We start from the raw sequence: 19,906 nt of genomic DNA on the forward strand, positions 1-19,906 counted from the left end.
GCGCCGTGACCGGGCAGGACTGGCTCGAGAAGGACTTCTACGCGGTTCTCGGCGTCCCCAAGGACGCCGATGCGGCGACCATCAAGAAGGCGTACCGCAAGCTGGCGCGCGAGAAGCACCCGGACCACAACCCGGGTGACGCGTCGGCGGAGGCGAAGTTCAAGGAGGTCGGCGAGGCCTACTCGGTCCTGTCCGACACGGAGCAGCGCCAGCAGTACGACCAGCTGCGGGCCATGGCCGGCGGTCCCCGGTTCACCGCCGGGGGCCGCGGCGGTGCCGGCGGCTTCGAGGACGTGTTCGGCGGGATGTTCGGCGGCCAGCAGGGCAGCCGGACGCGGTACTCGACCGGCGGCGGGGCCAACTTCGAGGACCTCCTCGGCGGCCTGTTCGGTCAGGGCGGCGGCGGCTTCCAGCGGGGCCCGCAGCAGGGTGCCGACCTGGCCGCGACCGTCACGCTGCCGTTCCGGCAGGCCGCGGAGGGGTCCACGGTGTCGCTCGGCGTCGAGGGGCGCACGGTCAACGCCCGCATCCCCGCGGGCGTCCGCGACGGCCAGAAGATCCGGCTGCGCGGCAAGGGCCGGCCCGGTGACGGGGGCGCCCCGGCGGGCGACCTCGTCGTCACGGTCAACGTGACCCCGCACCCGGTGTTCTCCCTCGACGGCGAGCACGTGCGGATCACGGTCCCCGTCGCGTTCGACGAGGCCGCGCTGGGCGCGACGATCGAGGTCCCCACGCTCGACGGCTCCACCGTGCGGGTCAAGGTGCCGGAGGGCACGCCCTCCGGGCGGGTCCTGCGCGTCAAGGGCAAGGGCATCACGCGGGCGAAGACGACGGGTGACCTGCTGGTCACCGTGCAGGTCGTCGTGCCGCAGCGTCTCAGCGGCGCGGCGCGGGAGGCCGTCCAGGCGTTCGGCATCGCGACGTCCGGGGAGGACGTGCGGGCCGACCTGCTCGACGCCGCCAGGAAGTGACCTGACGTGCCGTCCGAGGACGCCCGCCTGTTCGTCATCTCGGTGGCCGCCGAGCTCGCCGGCATGCACCCGCAGACCCTGCGGCAGTACGACCGGCTCGGGCTGGTGTCACCGGGCCGGACGAGCGGGCGCGGGCGGCGCTACTCGCTGCGGGACATCGCCACGCTCCGGGAGATCCAGCGGCTCTCGCAGGACGAGGGCGTGAACCTCGCGGGCATCAAGCGCATCCTCGAGCTCGAGCAGGAGATCGACGGTCTGCGCCGGCAGGTCGAGTACCTGCGCGCGTTCGTCGAGCCGGGCCGTCGCGTGTTCACCGCCGACCCGCGCGGCGACGTCGTGGCCGTCCCGCGGGGCCTGCGCGCCACCCGCCGCCCGAGCCCCGCCGCGGAAGCCGGCGCGGTCGTCCTCTGGCGCCCGTCCCCCCGCTGACCTGGGCCTCGAGGCGTGACGTCCCTAGACTCCGGCGAGTGACGTTCGACCTGGATCGCGCCCGTCGGGAGACCCCCGGCACCGCCACCGTCGCCCACCTCAACAACGCCGGCAGCGCGCTGCGCCCCCAGGTCGTCACCGACACCGTCCTGGCCCACCTGCGCCGGGAGGACGAGATCGGCGGGTACGAGGCCGAGGACGAGGCCGCCGACCGGCTGGCGGCCGTGTACGCGTCGGTCGCCCGGCTGGTCGGTGCGCACCCCGACGAGATCGCCCTCGTCGAGAGCGCCACCGTCGCGTGGGACGTCGCGTTCGCGTCGATCCCGCTGCGCGCCGGGCAGCGCATCCTCACGGCCCGCACCGAGTACGTCAGCAACGCCATCGCGCTCCTGCAGGCGTGCGAGCGCACCGGCGCGACGCTCGAGGTCGTCGAGGACGACGAGCACGGCCAGGTCGACGTCGACGCCCTCGCGGCCCGTCTCGACGACGACGTCGCACTCGTCGCCCTCACGCACGTCGCCACCGGCGGTGGCCTGGTCAACCCCGCGGCGGCGGTCGGCCGGCTGACCCGTGCCGCCGGTGTCCCGTTCCTGCTCGACGCGTGCCAGTCCGTCGGCCAGCTCCACGTCGACGTCGACGAGCTGGGCTGCGACCTGCTCGCGGCGACCGGACGCAAGTTCCTGCGGGCCCCGCGCGGCACGGGCTTCCTGTACGCGTCCCGCGCGATCACGCCGCACCTCGTCCCGCCGGTGCTCGGCCTCGACGCGGCCACGTGGACGTCGGCCACGACCTGGGAGCCTGCGCCCGACGCCCGCCGGTTCGAGACGTGGGAACGCAACGTCGCCGGCCTGCTCGGGCTCGGCGCGGCCGCGGAGTACGCGCTCGGGTGGGGGACCCGCGCGATCGAGGAGCGCGCGGTCGAGCGGGGGGAGCGGCTGCGCGGGATGCTCGCGGAGGTCCCCGGCGTCACGGTCCGGGACAAGGGCGTGCAGCGCTGCGCGATCGTCACGTTCACGGTCGACGGGGTGCCCGCGGCCGACGTCCGCGACGCGCTGCGGGCGGCGGGCGTCAACGTGAGCGTCACGAGGTCGACGTCGTCGCAGCTCGACCTCGCCGCCCGCGGGCTCACCGAGGTGGTCCGGGCGTCCCCGCACTACTACACGTCGGACGACGACCTGGAGCGCGTGCTCGCCGCGCTGCCGCGGCGCTGACCTCGGCGCTGACCTCGGCGCGGACAGCCGACGACCCCCGGTGACGGCTCACCGGGGGTCGTGCGCGGCTGGTGCGAGTGCCGGCGTCAGTGCTGCTGGCCGTACGGCGACGTCGTCCCGTCCGGGCCCTGCCCGTACGGCGAAGGGGCCGGCGCGAACCGGGGGTCGCCGGTGGTGCCGGGCTGCGGCTGCTCCCACGGCGGGGTCGGGGCGGCGCGGTACCCGTACGACGCGGCGACGGGGTAGCCGGCCGCCGGGTAGCCGCCCACGGCGGCGCGCAGCTCACGCAGCTCCCGCTCGATCGGCCACTCCTTGAAGCAGAACATCAGGAGCACCACGATGTTGGCGATCGGCACGAAGCACAGCGCCGCGTACCAGCCCGAGTAGCCGGCCTTGCGGGCGACGCGGACGTAGCAGTAGATGCCGAACGCGATCGCGGCGGCGTAGAAGACGAAGAAGATGACCATCACTGCGGCGGGCATCGCCGAGGACGTCGAGGCGTAAGGGTCGTCCATGGTCGGCCCCTTTCAAGATGACTGCCGGGCGGGCAGGGGCACCCGGCACGCGGGTGCGGCGGACGCTCACGGCACCGGGCCGTGCGCAGGTGGAGCGCGAGCGAGGCTATCCGGCGGACGGACGGGATGGACAGGCCGAACCCCTCCATAGGCGTCAGATTCACTCGTCGGGACCCGAACGGCGGATATCCGACGGCACAATGCTGCGGTGCAGCGGACAGCGCTCGGGATCGACGTCGGGACGACGAACGTCAAGGTCGCGCTCGTCGACGTCGCCGACGGCCACGTGCTCGGCCTCGCGGCGGCCCCGACCCCGTCGCCCGCGGACCTGCCGGCCGTGCTCGCCGGCCTCGTCACGCGGGCGCTCGGGCACGGCCCGGCACCCGAGGCCGTCGGGATCGCGTCGATGGCCGAGACGGGCGTCCCGCTCGACCCGGACGGGGAGCCGCGCGGCAACTGGCTCCGGTGGGACGGCCACCGCGCCGGTGCCGAGGCCGCGGCGCTCGCGGACCGGCTCGGCCGTGCCGACCTGTTCGCCGCGACCGGTGTCCGGGCGAGCGCGAAGGTGCCGCTCGCGACGTGGGCGTGGCTGGCGACCCACCGGCCGGACGACCTGCGCGGCGGCCGCTGGGCCGGGGTCGCGGACCTCGTCGGCCTCGCCCTCACCGGCCGGCTCGCCACGGACCACACGCTCGCGGGCCGCACGATGGCGTACCGGCTCGGCAGCCCGGGCGAACTCCCGACGGCGTTCGACGCCGACCTGCTCGCCGAGGTCGGCCTGCGTCCCGAGCAGGTGCCGGACGTCCTCGCACCCGGCGAGCTGCTCGGCGGCGTCCGTCCCGGACCGTTCACGGATGCCGGTCTGAGGGCGGGCACCTCGGTCACGATCGCCGGGCACGACCACGCCGTCGGCACGTGGGCGGCCGGTGTCCGCGCCGCCGGGCAGGTCGCCGACTCCGTCGGCACGGCCGAGGCCGTCTGCACGCTCCTCGCGGACGACCCGTCGCCCGGCCCGGTCGCCGACGCGGGCATGAGCCTGGTCCGCACGGTCGGCGGACGGCTGCCCGCACTGCTCGCGGGCTCGTCGTCCGCGGGCGCCACGATCGCGTGGTGGCTGCGCGCGCAGGTGCCCGACGAGGACCCCGCCCGGCTCATGGCGGACGTCCTCGCGCTCGGCGACGACCCCGGACCGGTCGTCGTCCTGCCGTACCTCGCCGGCCGGCAGACGCCGCACCCCGACCCGGACGCCCGCGTGCGGGTCGTCGGCGTGGGCTCGGCCACCGCACGCACCCACGGGCTGCTGCTCGGCCTGGCGCTGCAGGCCCGCTGGATGCTCGACACCCAGCTCGCCCTCGCGGGCGGCCTCACGCCCGAGGACGTCGCGGTGCTCGGCGGCCCGATGGCCGTCAACCCGGCGTGGCTGGGGCTCAAGGCCCGGGTGTCGCCCGCGCCCGTGCGCCGCGTGGACGCCGCCGAACCGGTCGCGGCCGGCGCCGCCCTCCTGGCCGCCGAGCGCGCGGGCGTGCTCGACGGCCCGGCGCCCGTGCTGCCGAGCACCCCGGCCACGCCGCCGCGGCGGGACGACCCGGCGATGGCCGCGGCGTACACCCGCTTCGTCGCCGCCGCCCGCGCGCGGCCGGCGGTCGGGTTCCTGCACACCGGCGCGATGCACCCGCCCACGTTCGACGCGCTGCTCGCCGACCTCGCCCCGCACGTCGGTGCCGCCCACGTGGTCGACACGGGCCTCCTCAGAACGGTGCGCCGCGACGGCGTGACCGACGAGGTCCGGGCCGCCGTCGCCGAGCACCTGCGTGAGCTCGAGCGGGCGGGCGCGTCGGTGGTCCTCGTGACCTGCTCGTCGATCGGGGAGGCCGTCGAGGTGGCAGCCGCGGCCGTGCGCATCCCGGTGCTGCGGGTCGACCGCCCGATGGCCGCCGAGGCGGTCGCGCTCGCCGGGGACGGCGGCCGGGTCGTCGTGCTCGCCACGCTCGGCTCGACGGTCGGCCCGACGAGCCGTCTCGTGGGTGCCGCGGCCCGGGACACCGGGGTCGAGGTCCAGGTGGAGGCCGTCGTGGTGCCGGGCGCGGCCGAGGCCCGGGACGCGGGCGACGACGACACGGCCGACCGGCTGGTCGCCGAGGCCGTCGTCGGGGCCGCCGCGCGTGCCGACGTCGTCGTCCTGGCCCAGGCCACGATGGCCGCCGCCGCCCGCGCCGCGGTGGCGACGCCCGTCCTCACGTCTCCCGCGACGGGCCTCGCCGCCGCCCTCGCGACGCTCACCACCCACGGCTTGCCCCTCTGACGCCCAGGTCAGGGCGCATGTCAGCACGTGTCAGCCCTCGTGTCAGCGCCGTGTCGGTGCCGTGTCAGGCACCCCGGGCAGGCTGACGGCCATGACCACAGACCTGGTGATCGAGGCAGAAGGCCTCATCAAGCACTTCGGGGAGACGAAGGCCCTGCAGGGCGTCGACCTCTCCGTCGCCCGCGGCACCGTCCTCGGCGTGCTCGGCCCCAACGGGGCGGGCAAGACGACGGCGGTCCGCATCCTGTCGACGCTGCTCGTCCCGGACGGCGGCCGCGCCCGCGTCGGCGGCTTCGACGTCGTCAAGGACGCCGAGCGTGTCCGTCAGACCATCGGCCTCACGGGCCAGTACGCGTCCGTCGACGAGGACCTCACCGGACGCCAGAACCTCCAGCTCATCGGCGTCCTGCTCGACCTCGGCAAGGCGCAGGCGAAGGTCCGCGCGGCCGAGCTGCTCGAGTGGTTCGACCTCACGGACGCCGCCGACCGCCCGGCCAAGACGTACTCGGGCGGCATGCGCCGCCGGCTCGACCTGGCCGCGAGCCTCGTCGGGCGGCCGGACGTGATCTTCCTCGACGAGCCGACCACGGGTCTCGACCCGAGCAAGCGCGAGGACATGTGGAACGTCGTCCGGTCGCTGGTCGACGACGGCTCCACGGTGCTGCTGACCACGCAGTACCTCGAGGAGGCCGATGCGCTGGCCGACGAGATCACGGTCATCGACCACGGTCGCGTCATCGCGCACGACACCCCGGACGGCCTCAAGCGGATCGTCGGCGGCCAGACCCTCGAGGTCCGCCCGTCCGACCTGAGCCGGCTGGAGGAGACGGCCGCGATCCTGCGGCAGGTGTCCGACGGCCGCGCCGACGAGATCCGCAAGGGCGTCCTCGCCGTCCCGGTGAGCAACGACGAGGCGATGACCGCCACGGTCGCCCGTCTCGCCGCAGCCGGCATCGCCGTCACCGAGCTGTCCCTGCACCTGCCGAGCCTCGACGAGGTGTTCTTCACCCTCACGGGTCGCACCGCGTCCGAGGACGACACGACCACCACGAAGGAGGTGGCGGCATGAGCACCACCACGCTCGACGCACCCCGTCGCCCGTCGACCCCGAGCGCCGCGGCGCCGCGTCCGACGAAGCGTCCGTTCCCGCTGGTCCGCCACTCGCTGGCGCTCGCCAAGCGCAGCCTCATCAAGACGTGGCGCACGCCCGAGGCCCTGATCGACGTGACGCTGCAGCCGATCATCTTCCTGGTGATCTTCGTCTACATCTTCGGTGGCGCGGTCGCCGGCGGGACGCAGGAGTACCTGCAGTTCCTGCTGCCGGGCATCCTCGCCCAGACGATCGCGCAGGGCGCCATCGCGATCGGCGTGAACCTCAACACCGACCTGGAGAAGGGCATCTTCGACCGGTTCCGGTCGCTGCCCATCCCGCGCTCGGCCCCGCTCGTCGGCGCCGTGTCCGGCGACGTCGTCCGGTACGTCATCGTGACGATCTCGACGTTCGCGATCGGCTACGTCATGGGCTTCCGGATCACCACGGACCCGCTCAGCGCCATCGCCGGGTGCCTCCTCGCGATCCTGTTCGCCCTGTGCCTGTCGTGGGTGTCGGTGTTCGTCGGCATGAAGGTCCGCACGTCGGGCGCCGTCCAGGGGATCATGTTCCTGGTCATCATGCCGCTGAGCTTCGCGTCGAACGTGTTCGTCCCGACGTCCTCGCTGCCGTCCTGGATGCAGACGTTCGTGGCCTGGAACCCGCTGACCCACCTGGTGGCCTCGATGCGCGGCCTGTTCCTCGGCGCGCCGCTCGGCAACCACGTGTGGTGGACGCTGGCGTGGTGCGTCGGCCTGGTCGTGGTGTTCATGCCGCTGGCCCTGCGGGCGTACCGCAAGAAGGTCTGACCGACAGGTCGAGAAGGACGGGCGGTCCGGCGCACAGCCGGGCCGCCCGTCGGCGTCCGTCGGCGAGCGTCCGCCGGTGGGCGTCAGTCCGCCAGGACGCCTGCCAGGAGCTCACGGATCCGCGGGCCGAGCGTCACCGCCGGTCGGGCTCGCAGCGCGGCGACTGCGGCGGCCTGCTCCTCGACGTCGCCGAGCGTCGCCGCCAGGCTGTCGCCGAGCTCCATGCGGAGCATCGCCGCGAGGTTCGCCCCGAGCCGGATGCCGAGCGCCCACAGCTCGCGGGCCTCGTCGTCCCGCCCCTCCCGGGCAGCGAGCTCGGCCCCGCCGAGAGCCACCGAGCCCAGGACGGGCATGTCGGTGGTCGCGTCCGCGTCGGGCAGCGCCAGGCGCAGGAGCTGACGGGCCCGCTCCCGGGCGTCGCGGGACCGGGCCGGCACCTGGTCGGCCACCCCGAGGTGCACCACAGCCGTCGCGACGCGGAACACGCTGCGCGCCTGCGGGATCGGCATGCTCGCCTCCTCGTCGACGACCGCGGCCGCGGCGTCGGCGTGATGGACGGCGTCGTCGAACCGCCCGTTGCGCCACGCGACGTGCGCGAGCCCGAGCAGGGCCTGCGCCACGTCGACGGGGTCGGCCGGCGAGTCGACGACCTCCTGCAGCACCCGGACGGCCTCCTGGTCGCCGCCGAGCGCCCGCTGCACGTCGAGCAGCACCCGCGCGGACCGGGCGTCCTGCATGGCGCCGACGAGCTCGAGGTGCTCGATGCCCCGGCGCAGCCACAGCTCCGCATCCGCCGCCCCGCGCTGCCCGTCCCACTGGCCGACGCCCTGCGCCGCCATGCCCATGCCCCAGTGGTCGCCGATCTGCTCGAAGCGGTGGTACGCCTCCATCGCGTCCGACGCCGAGAACTCGGCCTCGCCGGTGTTCTCCCGGATCGCGGCGCGCAGGAACAGGCCCAGCCCTTGCAGGTACGGGTCGTCGGAGTCGATGAGGGGCAGCGCCTCGACGTCCTCCATCCGCGTCCAGCTCAGGCCGGGCAGCGTCGCGACGAGCGTGGCCATCCGCGGCTCGACCTCGTCCGGTCGCTCCGCGAGCACCTGGCGGGCCCCGCGCCACGCGAGCGCCATGAGCCGCACGGACTCGATGGCCCCGGCGTTGACCGTGGCGAACAGGCAGGTCGCGACGAGCCGGTCGCCGTGCGGCAAGGGCCGGCCGGCCGCGCGCCCGCGGACCAGCGCGGAGGTGCGCCGCGCGGCGGGGGAGTCGACGTGGAACAGCTGCGTGGACCACGCGACGACCTCGAGGTGCAGCCCCCGGATCGTCCAGAGCTGGAAGAGCGCGGCCGTGATGTCGACGGCGGGGGGCTCGTCGTCGTGCGCGACGGCCCACCGCAGCGCCGCGAGGAACGTGTCCTGCTCGGCCGCGCACCGGGTGAACGCCGCGATCTGCCCGTGCCCGATGAAGTCGTCGCGCAGGAGCACGCACTCGGCGGCCGACCAGCGCACGAGCCCCTCCATCGCCGCGGGCCGCCCGCCGACGGCGTCGAGCCGGGCGGTGCCGTACTCCCGGACGGTCTCGAGCATCCGGTACCGGGCGGGGCCCTCGTCGCTCTCGTCGAGGGTCAGCAGCGACTGCTCGACGAGCATCGCGAGCCCGCGCCGCACCCGGCGGTCCTCCTGCCCGGACACGGCGAGGGCGGTGTCCGCGGTGAACGGTGCGGGGATCACGGCGAGGCGTTCGAGCAGGTCACGGTCGGGCGGGTCGAGCAGCTCGCGGCTCCAGTCGACCATCGCCCAGAGGCTGGCGTGCCGCTCGGGCAGGCCGCGCAGGGCGTCGTCGAGCAGCGCGAACCGGTCGGACAGCCCGTCGAGGACGTCGTCCACGGGCATCGCCCGCAGCCGGGCCGCGGCGAGCTCGAGGGCGAGCGGCAGGTTGTCGAGGCGGTGGCACAGCTCCCGGGCCCGTTCCTGGTCCCAGCCGACGGTGTCCCGCCCGGCGCGCGCCCGCGACTCGAGCAGCGCGAGGGCGTCGTCGTCGGGCAGCGCGCGCAGCCGGTGCACGACCTCGCCGACGATCCCGAGCGGCGCACGGCTGGTGGCGAGCACGACGACGTCGGGCGGTGCGGCGGCGAGCAGGTCCGTCACCACGGCGGCCGCCGCGTCGAGCACGTGCTCGCAGTTGTCGAGCACGACGAGCCCGTCGAGGTCCTGCGCGGCGAACCGCAGCCGCTCCTCCGGGGCGAGCAGGCGCCGCCCGATGGCGATGTCCGGTCCCGCGGCCGCCGTCTCCGCCCCGCCGAGCGCCGCGAGGACCGCCGGCAGCACCTCGGCCGGGTCGTGCACGCCGGCGAGCTCGACGGCGCGCACGGACGTGCCGAGGGCCGCCGCCCGTCGTGCGACCTCGGTCGCGAGCCGGGTCTTGCCGGCCCCGCCCGTCGCCATGACGGTGACGAGCGGTGCCTCCTTGAGCGCCGTCTCGACGGCGACCACGTCGGCGTCCCGGCCGACGAGCACCGTCGCGGGCCGTCGCCAGGACACGGGCAGCGCCACGGTCGCGCGCGGCGCGGCGGGCGGGGCCGGACGGGTGGGGGCGGGGCTCGGTGCGAGCTCGCCGCGCAGCAGCGCGAGATGGGCCTGCGCCACCACGGGCGAGGGGTCGGTGCCGTACCGCTCGGCGAGGTCGGTCCGCAGGTGGTCGACGACCTCGACGGCCTCCGCGTCCCGGCCCTGGGCGGCGAGGACGCGCACGAGGAGGGCGACGAGCGGCTCGTCGGGCGGCGTGCGCAGGGCGACGGCGCGCAGGTCGTCGACGGTGCCGGTGGTGTCGCCGAGCGCGAGGCCGGCCTCGGCGCGGACCGCGGCGACGTCGGCCAGGAGCCGGGCCGTCGCGGCGTCGGTCAGGTCGGGGACGAGCGGGACGAGCGCGCGGGCCTCGCCGGCGAGCGCACGGGCGGCGGTGGGGTCGTCGGAGCGCAGGGCGGAACGGGCGCGGGCGACGAGCGCCGCGACCTCGTCGGTGTCGACCTCCAGGCCGTCGGTGGGCAGCCGGTAGCCGCCGGGCGCGGCCGCGACGGCCAGGCCGAGACGGCGCGCCCGTGAGACGAGCGCCTGCACCGCGCCGGTCGCGTCGTCCGGCGGGTCGCCCTCCCAGACGTCCTCGACGAGCGCGGCCGACGACACGGCGCGCCCGCGGGCGTCGAGCAGGGCACGGACCACCGCGACGAGCCGGTCGCCCCGGACGGCCCGGCCGTCGACGGCGAGCGTCCCCAGGGTCGTGATCTGCACCGGCACAGCATCCCTCACCCGCGGCCCGCGAGGGGCGCACCACCACGGACCTGGCCCGGACGACGCACCGGGCCGGTCGCACGTGGCGACCGGCCCGGTGCCCGCTGCGCGGGAGGGGTGGGGGTGGTCAGGCGTAGGCGCCGGCCGGCTGGGCCTGGGCGCCGGCGCCGCGGTACGTGCTGCCGTCGAGCCAGAGGATGTACAGGAAGATCAGGCTGAGGAAGAACAGCCCGGCGGTGAAGCCCGCGCCGTGCCCGAACGACGTCGACAGCGCGTGCAGCACGATGACCGTGATCACGATGTTCACGATCGGGATGAGGTACAGGACGATCCACCAGGCCGGCTTGCCGGTGATCTTGAGCAGGACGATGGCGTTCCAGATCGGCACGAAGGCCTGCCAGCCGGCCTCGCCGGCCTTGTTGAAGATGCCGAACAGCGGCAGGGCGCCGATGACGTAGCCGACGAGGTAGCCGATGAACAGGCCCGGGCCGAAGGTGGGGGTCGTGTCCGTCGCAGCAGCGAGAAGTGTGTGCATGCGCGGAACGTAGCGGCAGCGGGGCGGACAAGTGGGGCGTTTCGTGCATCAGTTCGGTCACGGGCGTGGACGTTCGGCCGTTCGGCCGTGTCGATGAGGGTCGTGCGGGGCTGCCGGTTCGGCCGTTCGGGGGACCCCGGCACCGACTTCGTCGGACCTGCGGCGTGTCGCCGTACGGCGCGTCGGGACGAAGCGGACCGTGCCCTTGTGGACGTGCGTGTGCACCGTCCTGTGGGGCCGATGTGGACAGCTGCAAAGGTGCAGGCCAGGGGTCGTGTCAGAGGTCGTCGATACCCTGGTCGTTCTCCACAGGATGAAAAAACGACACGGATGTAACACAAGCCCTAGTGGTCGCTTGCGGGCCGCACCCCCAGGTGTAGTGTTGCCGACGACGCGGTGGGGGAGCCGCAGTCGGCCCGGGGAGGGCCCAGAAAACTCGCGTGAGCACCCTCGTGGAGCGCCGCGCAGAACAGGCAAGAGGGAGAGCCACGATGTCGATCACGGTCTACAGCAAGCCGGCGTGCGTGCAGTGCAACGCGACCTACCGCGCACTCGACAAGCTCGGTACCGAGTACACCGTCGTGGACATCAGCGAGGACGCCGACGCCCGTGACTACGTCATGTCGCTCGGCCACCTCCAGGCCCCCGTCGTGATCGTCGACGGCGAGCACTGGTCGGGGTACCGCCCCGACCGCATCAAGGCGCTCGGCGAGCGCCTGGCGACCGCGGTCGCCTGACCAGTCGTACGTCGACCGGCACCTGACGGTCGGTCGTCGAGCGGGCGGCGCGAGCCGCACCCACGGACGCCCCGGGCCGGCGCAGGCCACCACCGCGCCGGCCCGGCGGGCATCCTTCAGCACGCCCGGACGGCCCGCACGCACCGGCCGTCCGACGTCCGACCCGAGTGAGGGAGCATCGCGATGAGCTCGCTCGTCTACTTCTCCTCCGCCTCGGACAACACCCACCGTTTCGTGCAGAAGCTCGGTCTTCCCGCGCAGCGCATCCCGCTGCGTCCGACCGAGCCGTTCCTGCACGTCACCGAGCCGTACGTGCTGATCGTGCCGACGTACGGCGGAGGGAACGAGGGTGGCGCAGTACCCCGGCAGGTCATCAAGTTCCTCAACGACGAGGACAACCGTGCTCTGATCCGCGGCGTGATCGCGGCAGGGAACACCAACTTCGGCGAGAAGTACTGCATCGCGGGGGACATCGTCGCGGCCAAGTGCCGCGTCCCCTACCTGTACGGCTTCGAGCTCATGGGAACGAACGAGGACGTCACCCGCGTCCGTGAGGGATTGAGGACATTTTGGCAGCGACAGTCGCAGATACCCGCGTAGAGCTGACGGGGCTGGACTACCACGCCCTCAACGCGATGCTGAACCTCTACGGCGCGAACGGCGAGATCCAGTTCGACAAGGACCGTGAGGCCGCGCGGCAGTACTTCCTGCAGCACGTCAACCAGAACACGGTGTTCTTCCACGACCTCGACGAGAAGCTCGACTACCTGGTCGAGAACAAGTACTACGACCCCGAGGTCCTGGCGAAGTACGACCGGTCGTTCATCAAGACGCTGTTCCAGTACGCGTACTCGAAGAAGTTCCGGTTCCAGACGTTCCTCGGCGCGTTCAAGTACTACACCTCGTACACGCTGAAGACGTTCGACGGGAAGCGGTACCTGGAGCGCTTCGAGGACCGCGTCTGCATGGTCGCCCTGTCGCTCGCCGAGGGGGACCAGGACTTCGCGGTCAACCTCGTCGACGAGATCGTCAGCGGCCGGTTCCAGCCGGCGACGCCGACGTTCCTCAACCTCGGCAAGGCGCAGCGCGGCGAGCCCGTGTCCTGCTTCCTGCTGCGCATCGAGGACAACATGGAGTCCATCGCGCGCGGCATCAACTCCGCGCTGCAGCTCTCGAAGCGCGGCGGCGGCGTGGCCCTCCTGCTGAGCAACATCCGCGAGCACGGTGCGCCGATCAAGCACATCGAGAACCAGAGCTCCGGCGTCATCCCCGTGATGAAGCTGCTGGAAGACTCGTTCTCGTACGCCAACCAGCTCGGTGCCCGTCAGGGTGCCGGTGCCGTGTACCTGCACGCGCACCACCCGGACATCTACCGGTTCCTCGACACCAAGCGCGAGAACGCCGACGAGAAGATCCGCATCAAGACCCTGTCGCTGGGCGTCGTGATCCCGGACATCACGTTCGAGCTCGCCAAGAAGAACGAGCCGATGTACCTGTTCTCCCCGTACGACGTGGAGCGCGTGTACGGGGTGCCGTTCGCGGACATCGACGTGACCGAGAAGTACTACGAGATGGTCGACGACGCGCGGATCCGCAAGTCGAAGATCAACGCCCGCGAGTTCTTCCAGACGCTCGCCGAGCTGCAGTTCGAGTCGGGCTACCCGTACGTGATGTTCGAGGACACGGTCAACCGTGCGAACCCGGTCAAGGGCAAGATCACGCACTCGAACCTGTGCTCGGAGATCCTGCAGGTCTCCACGCCGTCGACGTTCAACGAGGACCTCTCGTACGACCACGTCGGCCGGGACATCTCCTGCAACCTCGGCTCGATGAACATCGCGCTGTCGATGGACTCGCCGGACTTCGGCAAGTCGGTCGAGACGGCGATCCGTGCCCTGACCGCGGTGTCGGACCAGACGGACATCGAGTCGGTCCCGTCGGTGAAGAAGGCGAACGCCGGCGGCCACGCCATCGGCCTCGGCCAGATGAACCTGCACGGGTACCTGGCGCGCGAGCGGATCTTCTACGGGTCCGACGAGGGCCTCGACTTCACGAACATCTACTTCTACACGGTGGCGTACCACGCCATCCGCGCCTCGAACCTGCTGGCGCAGGAGCGCAAGCAGAAGTTCTTCACGTTCGAGGACTCCAAGTACGCGACGGGCGAGTACTTCGAGAAGTACATCGAGAAGTCGTGGGAGCCCCGCACCGAGCGGATCAAGGCGCTGTTCGCGGACGCCGGCGTGCACATCCCGACGCAGGACGACTGGCGTGAGCTGGCCGCCCTGGTGAAGGAGCACGGCATCTACAACCAGAACCTGCAGGCGGTCCCGCCGACCGGCTCGATCTCGTACATCAACCACTCGACGTCGTCGATCCACCCGATCGCGTCGAAGATCGAGATCCGCAAGGAAGGCAAGATCGGCCGCGTCTACTACCCGGCGCCGTTCATGACGAACGACAACCTGGAGTACTACCAGGACGCGTACGAGATCGGCTACGAGAAGGTGATCGACACCTACGCCGAGGCCACGCAGCACGTCGATCAGGGTCTGTCCCTCACCCTCTTCTTCAAGGACACGGCGACGACTCGTGACCTCAACAAGGCGCAGATCTACGCCTGGAAGAAGGGCATCAAGACGATCTACTACATCCGCCTCCGCCAGCTCGCCCTGGAGGGGACGGAAGTGGACAATTGTGTTTCCTGCATGCTGTGACCTGCGGAAATGGCGCTGAATGACATCCTGGTGCCGGGCGTCGTGGGCTATGTCTACGGCGTCCGGCTCCAGGATGCGGATGACGAGTACCGATACATCGGGATGACGGAGTCGACCGTCGCTCGCCGGTTCGCGCGCCACCTCGGCGAGGCGCGACGCGGCCGGCGAACGCCGTTCTACGACTGGCTTCGCAAGCATGCGGACGAGGTCTCGGTCGACGTGCTCGAGCGGGTGACCGGTTCTCGGGCGGAGCTCGGTGAGGCAGAGATTCGCTGGATCGCACGCCGCCGATCCGCGGGAGACGCACTTCTCAACCTCACCGACGGCGGTCTCGGCCCGACGGGTGTCGTCTGGACCGACGAGCAGCGCGACGCCGCCCGGGTCCGATCGACGGGCCGGGAGGGCGTCAGTCGGCCGGGCGCGCTCAACCCGTTCTTCGGGCTGACCCACAGTGCAGAGCAACGCGCCACGTGGGTGCGCAGTCGTGCCGGGACGAACGCGGGCGACACCAACCCCAACTTTGGGAAGTTCGGCCCGGACCACCCCAGCTTCGGTCACACCATGAGCGACGAAGCGCGCCGAGCACTCTCCGAGGCACGCAAGGGCGCTGGCAACCCCAACTTCGGCAAGACGGCGAGCGCGGAGACGCGAGCGAAGATGTCCGCAGCACGGCGTGGCCGCCCGATGCCGTCGAGCCGGCGCAGCGCCCACACCAGGTATCACACCAACAGAGGCATGCGGAGCTCGCGATGCGGGTTCTGCGACACGATCGTCGAGCAGCAGTTCGCCCTGCTCGTATCTCAGGGAGATGAGAACGCATGACCCCCACCGGGAAGCTGAAGCTGATCGACCGCGTGTCGGCGATCAACTGGAACCGGCTCGAGGACGAGAAGGACGCCGACGTCTGGGACCGCCTGGTCGGCAACTTCTGGCTGCCGGAGAAGGTGCCGGTCTCGAACGACATCCAGTCGTGGGCCACGCTCACCGAGCAGGAGAAGACGCTCACGATGCGCGTCTTCACCGGCCTGACGCTGCTCGACACCATCCAGGGCACCGTCGGCGCGGTCAGCCTCATCCCGGACGCGATCACGCCGCACGAGGAGGCCGTCTACACGAACATCGCGTTCATGGAGTCGGTGCACGCCAAGTCGTACAGCTCGATCTTCTCGACGCTGTGCTCCACCAAGGAGATCGACGAGGCGTTCCGCTGGTCGGAGGAGAACCCCAACCTCCAGCGCAAGGCCGAGATCGTCATGGAGTACTACAAGGGCGACTCGCCCCTGAAGCGGAAGGTCGCGAGCACGCTGCTCGAGTCGTTCCTCTTCTACTCGGGCTTCTACCTGCCCATGTACTGGTCGAGCCGCGCCAAGCTGACGAACACGGCCGACCTGATCCGCCTGATCATCCGCGACGAGGCCGTGCACGGGTACTACATCGGCTACAAGTTCCAGAAGGGCCTCGAGAAGCTGTCGGCCGAGGAGAGGGCGGAGCTCAAGGACTACACGTTCGAGCTGCTCTTCGAGCTGTACGACAACGAGGTGGAGTACACGCAGGACCTGTACGACGGCGTCGGCCTCACCGAGGACGTCAAGAAGTTCCTGCGCTACAACGCCAACAAGGCCCTGATGAACCTCGGCTACGAGGCGCTGTTCCCGCGCGACGAGACGGACGTCAACCCGGCGATCCTGTCCGCGCTGTCGCCGAACGCCGACGAGAACCACGACTTCTTCTCCGGGTCGGGCTCGTCGTACGTCATCGGCAAGGCCGTCAACACCGAGGACGACGACTGGGACTTCTGACCCGTCGCTTGCACGACAGCCCGGGCCGGCGACAGCCCGGGCTGTCGTGCGTCCGGCCAGGTCAGGTCAGAGTGACGACGGAGGCCGCGCGGCGCACGCGGGTTCCGTGTGAGGATCGCGGGCCTTTCGCATGAGGCCTCTTCGACATCGGTCGTCCGTGCACCGGGTCCTACAGCGGCCCGGGTGAGATCCCGGTCCGGACAATTCAGACATGGGTCGCTAGGGTGACGAGCGGGCCGTGATGGCGCGCGGTCCACCACCACCGCCCTTCGGAGGCCGCCGTGCTCCCCGATGACCTGCTCGTCGAGCTCCTTCCGCGTGAGCCTCCGCAGTACGCGGGTCGGCAGGTCGAGGCTTCGACCGCGGGCGAGTACCTGCTCGGCGCATGGACCCAGGTGATCCGGGGCGCGCTGGAGGAGCGGGCGCGATACGACGATCAGTTCGCGCGAGACGTGCGGCGAGCGGTGTTCGTCGGGATCGGCGTCTTCCGCGCGCCTTGGCGCTCCGACGGATTCAACGGCCCGTTCCGGGTGGTCCACGGGTATCAGTTCGGCGTGGCGCTCCTGTCAGCGCATCGACCCGAGCCCCGAACGGAGATCGGCGCTTTCGGCGAACCGATCCGTCAGATGGAGACCGAGTTCCGGTGGCACGGTTCGCCGCCCGACGAGGGCCGCATCGCCGCGTACTTCGAGGACGGCGGAGACCTGTTCGGCGTCACCGCGCGGCACGTCGTAGACGGCCTGCCCGCAGGTCGTCGCGCGCCCGTGTCCTGCGAGCACGGCACGGGGACGACGATGGTGCGCGGCGGTGGCCCGTACGTCGACGCCGCGACCGTACGACTGGGCTGCACAGTCAGGCCGCTGCGCGCCACGGGTGGCTCGCGCTCGGCGCGCGCAGGTGAGCAGGTCTGCCACCACTTCGACTCGGGGCTGTGCACCACGAAGATCGTCGAGCTGCAGAGCACGACCCAGTTCCGGTCGGCCGTCATGCCGCAGCACTTCCTCACCGACGACCACGGACATCCAGCGGACAGCGGCGCGCTGGTCTCGTCTGCTGTCAACGGCGACATGTGCGGCATCTACCTGGGCGAGTGCACCGCGCGCGACCCGGACGGGTCGCTCGCGACGTACGGGTTCGGGCTCGACCTGCCGCAGGCACTCGACGTGCTCGGCATCACCTCACCCCTGGCTGGAGCGACCCATGCCTAACTACCAGCTCGTCCTCGCGTCGTCCGCTGAGCTCTCGCTCGACGACACCGGTGGCCCCTATTTGGTCGACCAGCACAGTGGCACAGACAGGATCCTGCAGGCCGTCGACAGGCTCGGCGAGGTCTGGGAGGTCGCCGTCGAACGACTGTCGGGGCTCGCCACGACCACCCGGAGCGCGGTCGCCGGCTCGCCGTTCGAGCTGGACTCCATCGAGTTCAACCTGGGTATCGAGGCGGGTCTGACGGTGGGGCTCGTGACGAAGGGCGAGGCGTCGGTGTCGCTGCGCTTCACCCGCAGGCCGGAAGCGGGCGACGGGTAGCACGAGCTGCCTCAGCCGGCCTGCACCCGCGCGCCACCCTCCGCATGACGAGATCGGTCGCCCGTGCTCAGCGCAGTGGCAGCTCGATCGTCGCGACGGCTCCGCCGCCGTCCCGGTCGTCGAGCAGGAGCCGTCCGCCGTGCCGTTCGGCGACCTCCCGGACCAGTGCCAGGCCGAGACCGAAGCGTGGCCGCGTCGGCGGCGTGCGGTCGGCACCGTCGCCGTGGGACCGTCCGCAGCGCGAGAACCGCTCGGTGAGGCGTCGGCGGTCCTGCGGTGACTGCGGCAACCCGTCGCCTTCGTCGGATACGGAGATCCGGACGGTCCGCCCGGCGTGGCCGGCAGCCCGACGGCGGCTGGGCGTCCTCACCCCGCTGGTGGCCCTGGCGGCGCTGGTGTGCGTCCCGCTGGGCCACGCAGGCGGGCGGGTGGCTCGAGGAGCACGTGCCGGAGAGCCCGCTCGTCGACGAGCGAGACCGGGACGTCTCCGACCTGCGCCGACGCGTCCGGACCGGCGCGAGCGCTCGATCGCAGCTGAGGGTTGCCTCACCTAAAAACGTGGGTTGACCTGCGGAATCGTCGTCCGTGGCAGTAGCAGGACGAGCCCGCCGGGTCTACGGTCGATGGAAAGCCGGTCCACCCCTCAGCCCCCGGAGGTCGTCGTGACAGAGCTCATGGAACTGCCCACCGTGTCCGAGTGCTCGGTCGAAGGCTGTTCGTACAACGACCACTCGCACTGCCACGCGGCGGCCGTGACGATCGGCGGCGTCGCCGGTGGGGACGCGCAGTGCGCCACGTTCATCCCGCTCGGCGTGAAGGGCGGCCTCGACAAGGTCATCACCCACGTCGGCGCGTGCCAGCGGCAGGACTGCACGCACAACTCGCACCTCGAGTGCACCGCGGCGTCGGTCCGGGTGGGCGCGGGCCACGACATCGCCGACTGCCTGACGTTCGCGCCGGCCTGACCCCGGCCGCACGCGCCGACGGGCCCCGATCGCCGCAGCGGTCGGGGCCCGTCGGCGTCCGGGGGATGTCCGAGGCCCCGGGGGAAGGTCGTCAGGCCGGGTGGCGGGCGATGTCGATGAGCTGTTCGACGAGCACGGCGGCCTCGGGCACGAGGTCGCGCTCGCCGGGGACGAGCGACGGGTCGAGGGCCCGCAGGGCCGCCGCGTCGGCGATGGCACCGGTCGGGTCGACGTCGGTCGCGCCGAGGAAGGCCGCCAGCAGGACCCGCGCGGCCTGCGAGTAGACACCGCCGGCGTCGACGACGACCTCGGCCAGGATGAGCGCGGTCAGCGCGACGTCGAGCTCGGCGGTCCCGGTGCGGGCGTTCGACCAGTCGACGACGGTCGGTCCGTGGGACTCGGAGAGGATGACGTTCCCGGGGTGCAGGTCGAGGTGCACGACGGTCGGCCCGCCGGGCACGCGCGGCCACGGTACGTCCGTCTGGGCGGCGTGCAGCTCCGGCGCCGGCACGGCGTGCAGGCGGGTGTGCAGGTCCGCGAGGATCGCCGCACCGTCGGGGAGGGAGACCTCTCCGGCGGCGAGCGCCTGGAGCAGCGTGGGGCCGTGCAGCCGTTCGAGGACGATGTCGGCGCCGTCGACGCCGAGCACCGCCGGTGCGGGGAAGCCGTGCGCGACGACGTGCCGCAGGATCTCGGCCTCGGGGGCGGCGTCCCGCCCGGACCGGTAGCGGCGCAGGACGGTCGCGTCGTCGAGGGCGAAGACGTCGGCCGCGGTGCCCGACGCGAGCAGCGGACCGGGCTGCTCGTCGGTGGCGTGGTGGTGCTGAGGGGAGTGCTCCGGCTGCGTCGGGACGTCCGGGGCACCGCCGGTGGCGGGCGGGCCGCCGACGGGCGAGGGGCGTCCCGCGGGGTCGCTGGGAGCCAGTTCGGCGGGGTTCATAGGACGACGGTAGACGCTTTGCCCCGATGTGTCCCCCGTCGGGGGTGGATCGCTTCCTGACCTGGGGAAGGAGTG

19 protein-coding genes are annotated in these 19,906 nt (G+C 72.3%); 14 read left to right on the forward strand and 5 right to left on the reverse strand.

All coding sequences use genetic code 11. The annotated features are described in order from the left end of the window. The first annotated feature begins 5 nt into the window (after positions 1–5). The 3 genes from Cch01nite_RS09800 to Cch01nite_RS09810 are packed head-to-tail and all read left to right on the forward strand — an operon-like array spanning position 6 to position 2,611. On the forward strand, positions 6–971 hold the full coding sequence (locus tag Cch01nite_RS09800) for a DnaJ C-terminal domain-containing protein (protein WP_203752369.1): 966 nt from the start codon (positions 6–8) through the stop codon (positions 969–971). A gap of 6 nt (positions 972–977) precedes the next feature. Further along, the gene (locus Cch01nite_RS09805) at positions 978–1,400 is read left to right on the forward strand and encodes a heat shock protein transcriptional repressor HspR (RefSeq protein ID WP_203752373.1); all 423 of its coding nucleotides are present in this window, start codon (positions 978–980) and stop codon (positions 1,398–1,400) included. A 38-nt stretch (positions 1,401–1,438) separates the two neighbouring features. Further along, positions 1,439–2,611, forward strand: coding sequence for an aminotransferase class V-fold PLP-dependent enzyme (locus Cch01nite_RS09810; RefSeq protein ID WP_203752376.1), 1,173 nt, complete (start codon positions 1,439–1,441; stop codon positions 2,609–2,611). 86 nt (positions 2,612–2,697) lie between these two features. On the opposite strand, the gene Cch01nite_RS09815 is transcribed toward Cch01nite_RS09810, so the two are convergent. Continuing rightward, a complete protein-coding gene (locus Cch01nite_RS09815; protein ID WP_203752379.1) occupies positions 2,698–3,126 on the reverse strand; it encodes a DUF805 domain-containing protein in 429 nt (142 codons plus the stop codon). Between the two features lie 208 nt (positions 3,127–3,334). Between Cch01nite_RS09815 and Cch01nite_RS09820 the strand changes: the two genes are divergently transcribed. The 3 genes from Cch01nite_RS09820 to Cch01nite_RS09830 all read left to right on the forward strand — a co-directional run bounded on the left by Cch01nite_RS09820 (position 3,335) and on the right by Cch01nite_RS09830 (position 7,327). Next, positions 3,335–5,428 carry an FGGY family carbohydrate kinase gene (locus Cch01nite_RS09820; RefSeq protein ID WP_203752382.1) on the forward strand — a complete coding sequence of 698 codons (2,094 nt, stop codon included), beginning with the start codon at positions 3,335–3,337 and terminating at the stop codon, positions 5,426–5,428. Positions 5,429–5,519: 91 nt separating this feature from the next. Continuing rightward, positions 5,520–6,497 carry an ATP-binding cassette domain-containing protein gene (locus Cch01nite_RS09825; protein ID WP_203752398.1) on the forward strand — a complete coding sequence of 326 codons (978 nt, stop codon included), beginning with the start codon at positions 5,520–5,522 and terminating at the stop codon, positions 6,495–6,497. Further along, positions 6,494–7,327: an ABC transporter permease gene (locus Cch01nite_RS09830; protein WP_203752401.1), complete on the forward strand. Its 834-nt coding sequence runs from the start codon at positions 6,494–6,496 to the stop codon at positions 7,325–7,327. Before Cch01nite_RS09825 ends, Cch01nite_RS09830 begins: the two co-directional genes overlap by 4 nt. 83 nt (positions 7,328–7,410) lie before the next feature. On the opposite strand, the gene Cch01nite_RS09835 is transcribed toward Cch01nite_RS09830, so the two are convergent. Both Cch01nite_RS09835 and Cch01nite_RS09840 read right to left on the reverse strand, forming a co-directional pair. Next, positions 7,411–10,611, reverse strand: coding sequence for an ATP-binding protein (locus tag Cch01nite_RS09835; RefSeq protein WP_239070226.1), 3,201 nt, complete (start codon positions 10,609–10,611; stop codon positions 7,411–7,413). Positions 10,612–10,738: 127 nt separating this feature from the next. Next, positions 10,739–11,146, reverse strand: coding sequence for a DUF5684 domain-containing protein (locus tag Cch01nite_RS09840; protein ID WP_203752404.1), 408 nt, complete (start codon positions 11,144–11,146; stop codon positions 10,739–10,741). A gap of 491 nt (positions 11,147–11,637) precedes the next feature. On the opposite strand from Cch01nite_RS09840, the gene nrdH reads away from it, so the two are divergent. The 7 genes from nrdH (at position 11,638) to Cch01nite_RS09875 (ending at position 17,926) form a co-directional block, all read left to right on the forward strand. Next, the gene (nrdH, locus tag Cch01nite_RS09845; protein WP_203752407.1) at positions 11,638–11,883 is read left to right on the forward strand and encodes a glutaredoxin-like protein NrdH; all 246 of its coding nucleotides are present in this window, start codon (positions 11,638–11,640) and stop codon (positions 11,881–11,883) included. 183 nt (positions 11,884–12,066) lie between these two features. Next, positions 12,067–12,483 carry a class Ib ribonucleoside-diphosphate reductase assembly flavoprotein NrdI gene (gene nrdI / locus Cch01nite_RS09850; protein WP_203752410.1) on the forward strand — a complete coding sequence of 139 codons (417 nt, stop codon included), beginning with the start codon at positions 12,067–12,069 and terminating at the stop codon, positions 12,481–12,483. After that, positions 12,453–14,600, forward strand: a complete 2,148-nt coding sequence (gene nrdE / locus Cch01nite_RS09855; RefSeq protein WP_203752413.1) for a class 1b ribonucleoside-diphosphate reductase subunit alpha — start codon at positions 12,453–12,455, stop codon at positions 14,598–14,600. Before nrdI ends, nrdE begins: the two co-directional genes overlap by 31 nt. 9 nt (positions 14,601–14,609) lie before the next feature. Then, positions 14,610–15,422 (forward strand): NUMOD3 domain-containing DNA-binding protein, encoded by an 813-nt coding sequence (locus tag Cch01nite_RS09860; protein ID WP_203752416.1) that lies wholly within the window; start codon positions 14,610–14,612, stop codon positions 15,420–15,422. Further along, positions 15,419–16,399: a class 1b ribonucleoside-diphosphate reductase subunit beta gene (gene nrdF / locus Cch01nite_RS09865; protein WP_203752419.1), complete on the forward strand. Its 981-nt coding sequence runs from the start codon at positions 15,419–15,421 to the stop codon at positions 16,397–16,399. Before Cch01nite_RS09860 ends, nrdF begins: the two co-directional genes overlap by 4 nt. A 281-nt stretch (positions 16,400–16,680) precedes the next feature. Further along, positions 16,681–17,607, forward strand: coding sequence for a hypothetical protein (locus Cch01nite_RS09870; protein WP_203752422.1), 927 nt, complete (start codon positions 16,681–16,683; stop codon positions 17,605–17,607). Next, positions 17,600–17,926: a hypothetical protein gene (locus Cch01nite_RS09875; protein ID WP_203752425.1), complete on the forward strand. Its 327-nt coding sequence runs from the start codon at positions 17,600–17,602 to the stop codon at positions 17,924–17,926. Before Cch01nite_RS09870 ends, Cch01nite_RS09875 begins: the two co-directional genes overlap by 8 nt. Positions 17,927–17,993: 67 nt before the next feature. Here the strand turns inward: Cch01nite_RS09875 and Cch01nite_RS23010 are convergent, their stop codons facing one another. Next, positions 17,994–18,476 carry a sensor histidine kinase gene (locus tag Cch01nite_RS23010; RefSeq protein ID WP_308439228.1) on the reverse strand — a complete coding sequence of 161 codons (483 nt, stop codon included), beginning with the start codon at positions 18,474–18,476 and terminating at the stop codon, positions 17,994–17,996. 124 nt (positions 18,477–18,600) lie between these two features. On the opposite strand from Cch01nite_RS23010, the gene Cch01nite_RS09885 reads away from it, so the two are divergent. After that, positions 18,601–18,891: a DUF1540 domain-containing protein gene (locus Cch01nite_RS09885; protein WP_373309918.1), complete on the forward strand. Its 291-nt coding sequence runs from the start codon at positions 18,601–18,603 to the stop codon at positions 18,889–18,891. 91 nt (positions 18,892–18,982) lie between these two features. Here Cch01nite_RS09885 and Cch01nite_RS09890 read toward each other — a convergent pair whose 3' ends face one another. After that, positions 18,983–19,831: a phosphotransferase gene (locus Cch01nite_RS09890; protein ID WP_203752434.1), complete on the reverse strand. Its 849-nt coding sequence runs from the start codon at positions 19,829–19,831 to the stop codon at positions 18,983–18,985. Positions 19,832–19,906: the final 75 nt, after the last annotated feature.

The organism is Cellulomonas chitinilytica (genome assembly GCF_016862675.1).
In the GTDB taxonomy this organism is placed as follows: domain Bacteria; phylum Actinomycetota; class Actinomycetes; order Actinomycetales; family Cellulomonadaceae; genus Cellulomonas; species Cellulomonas chitinilytica.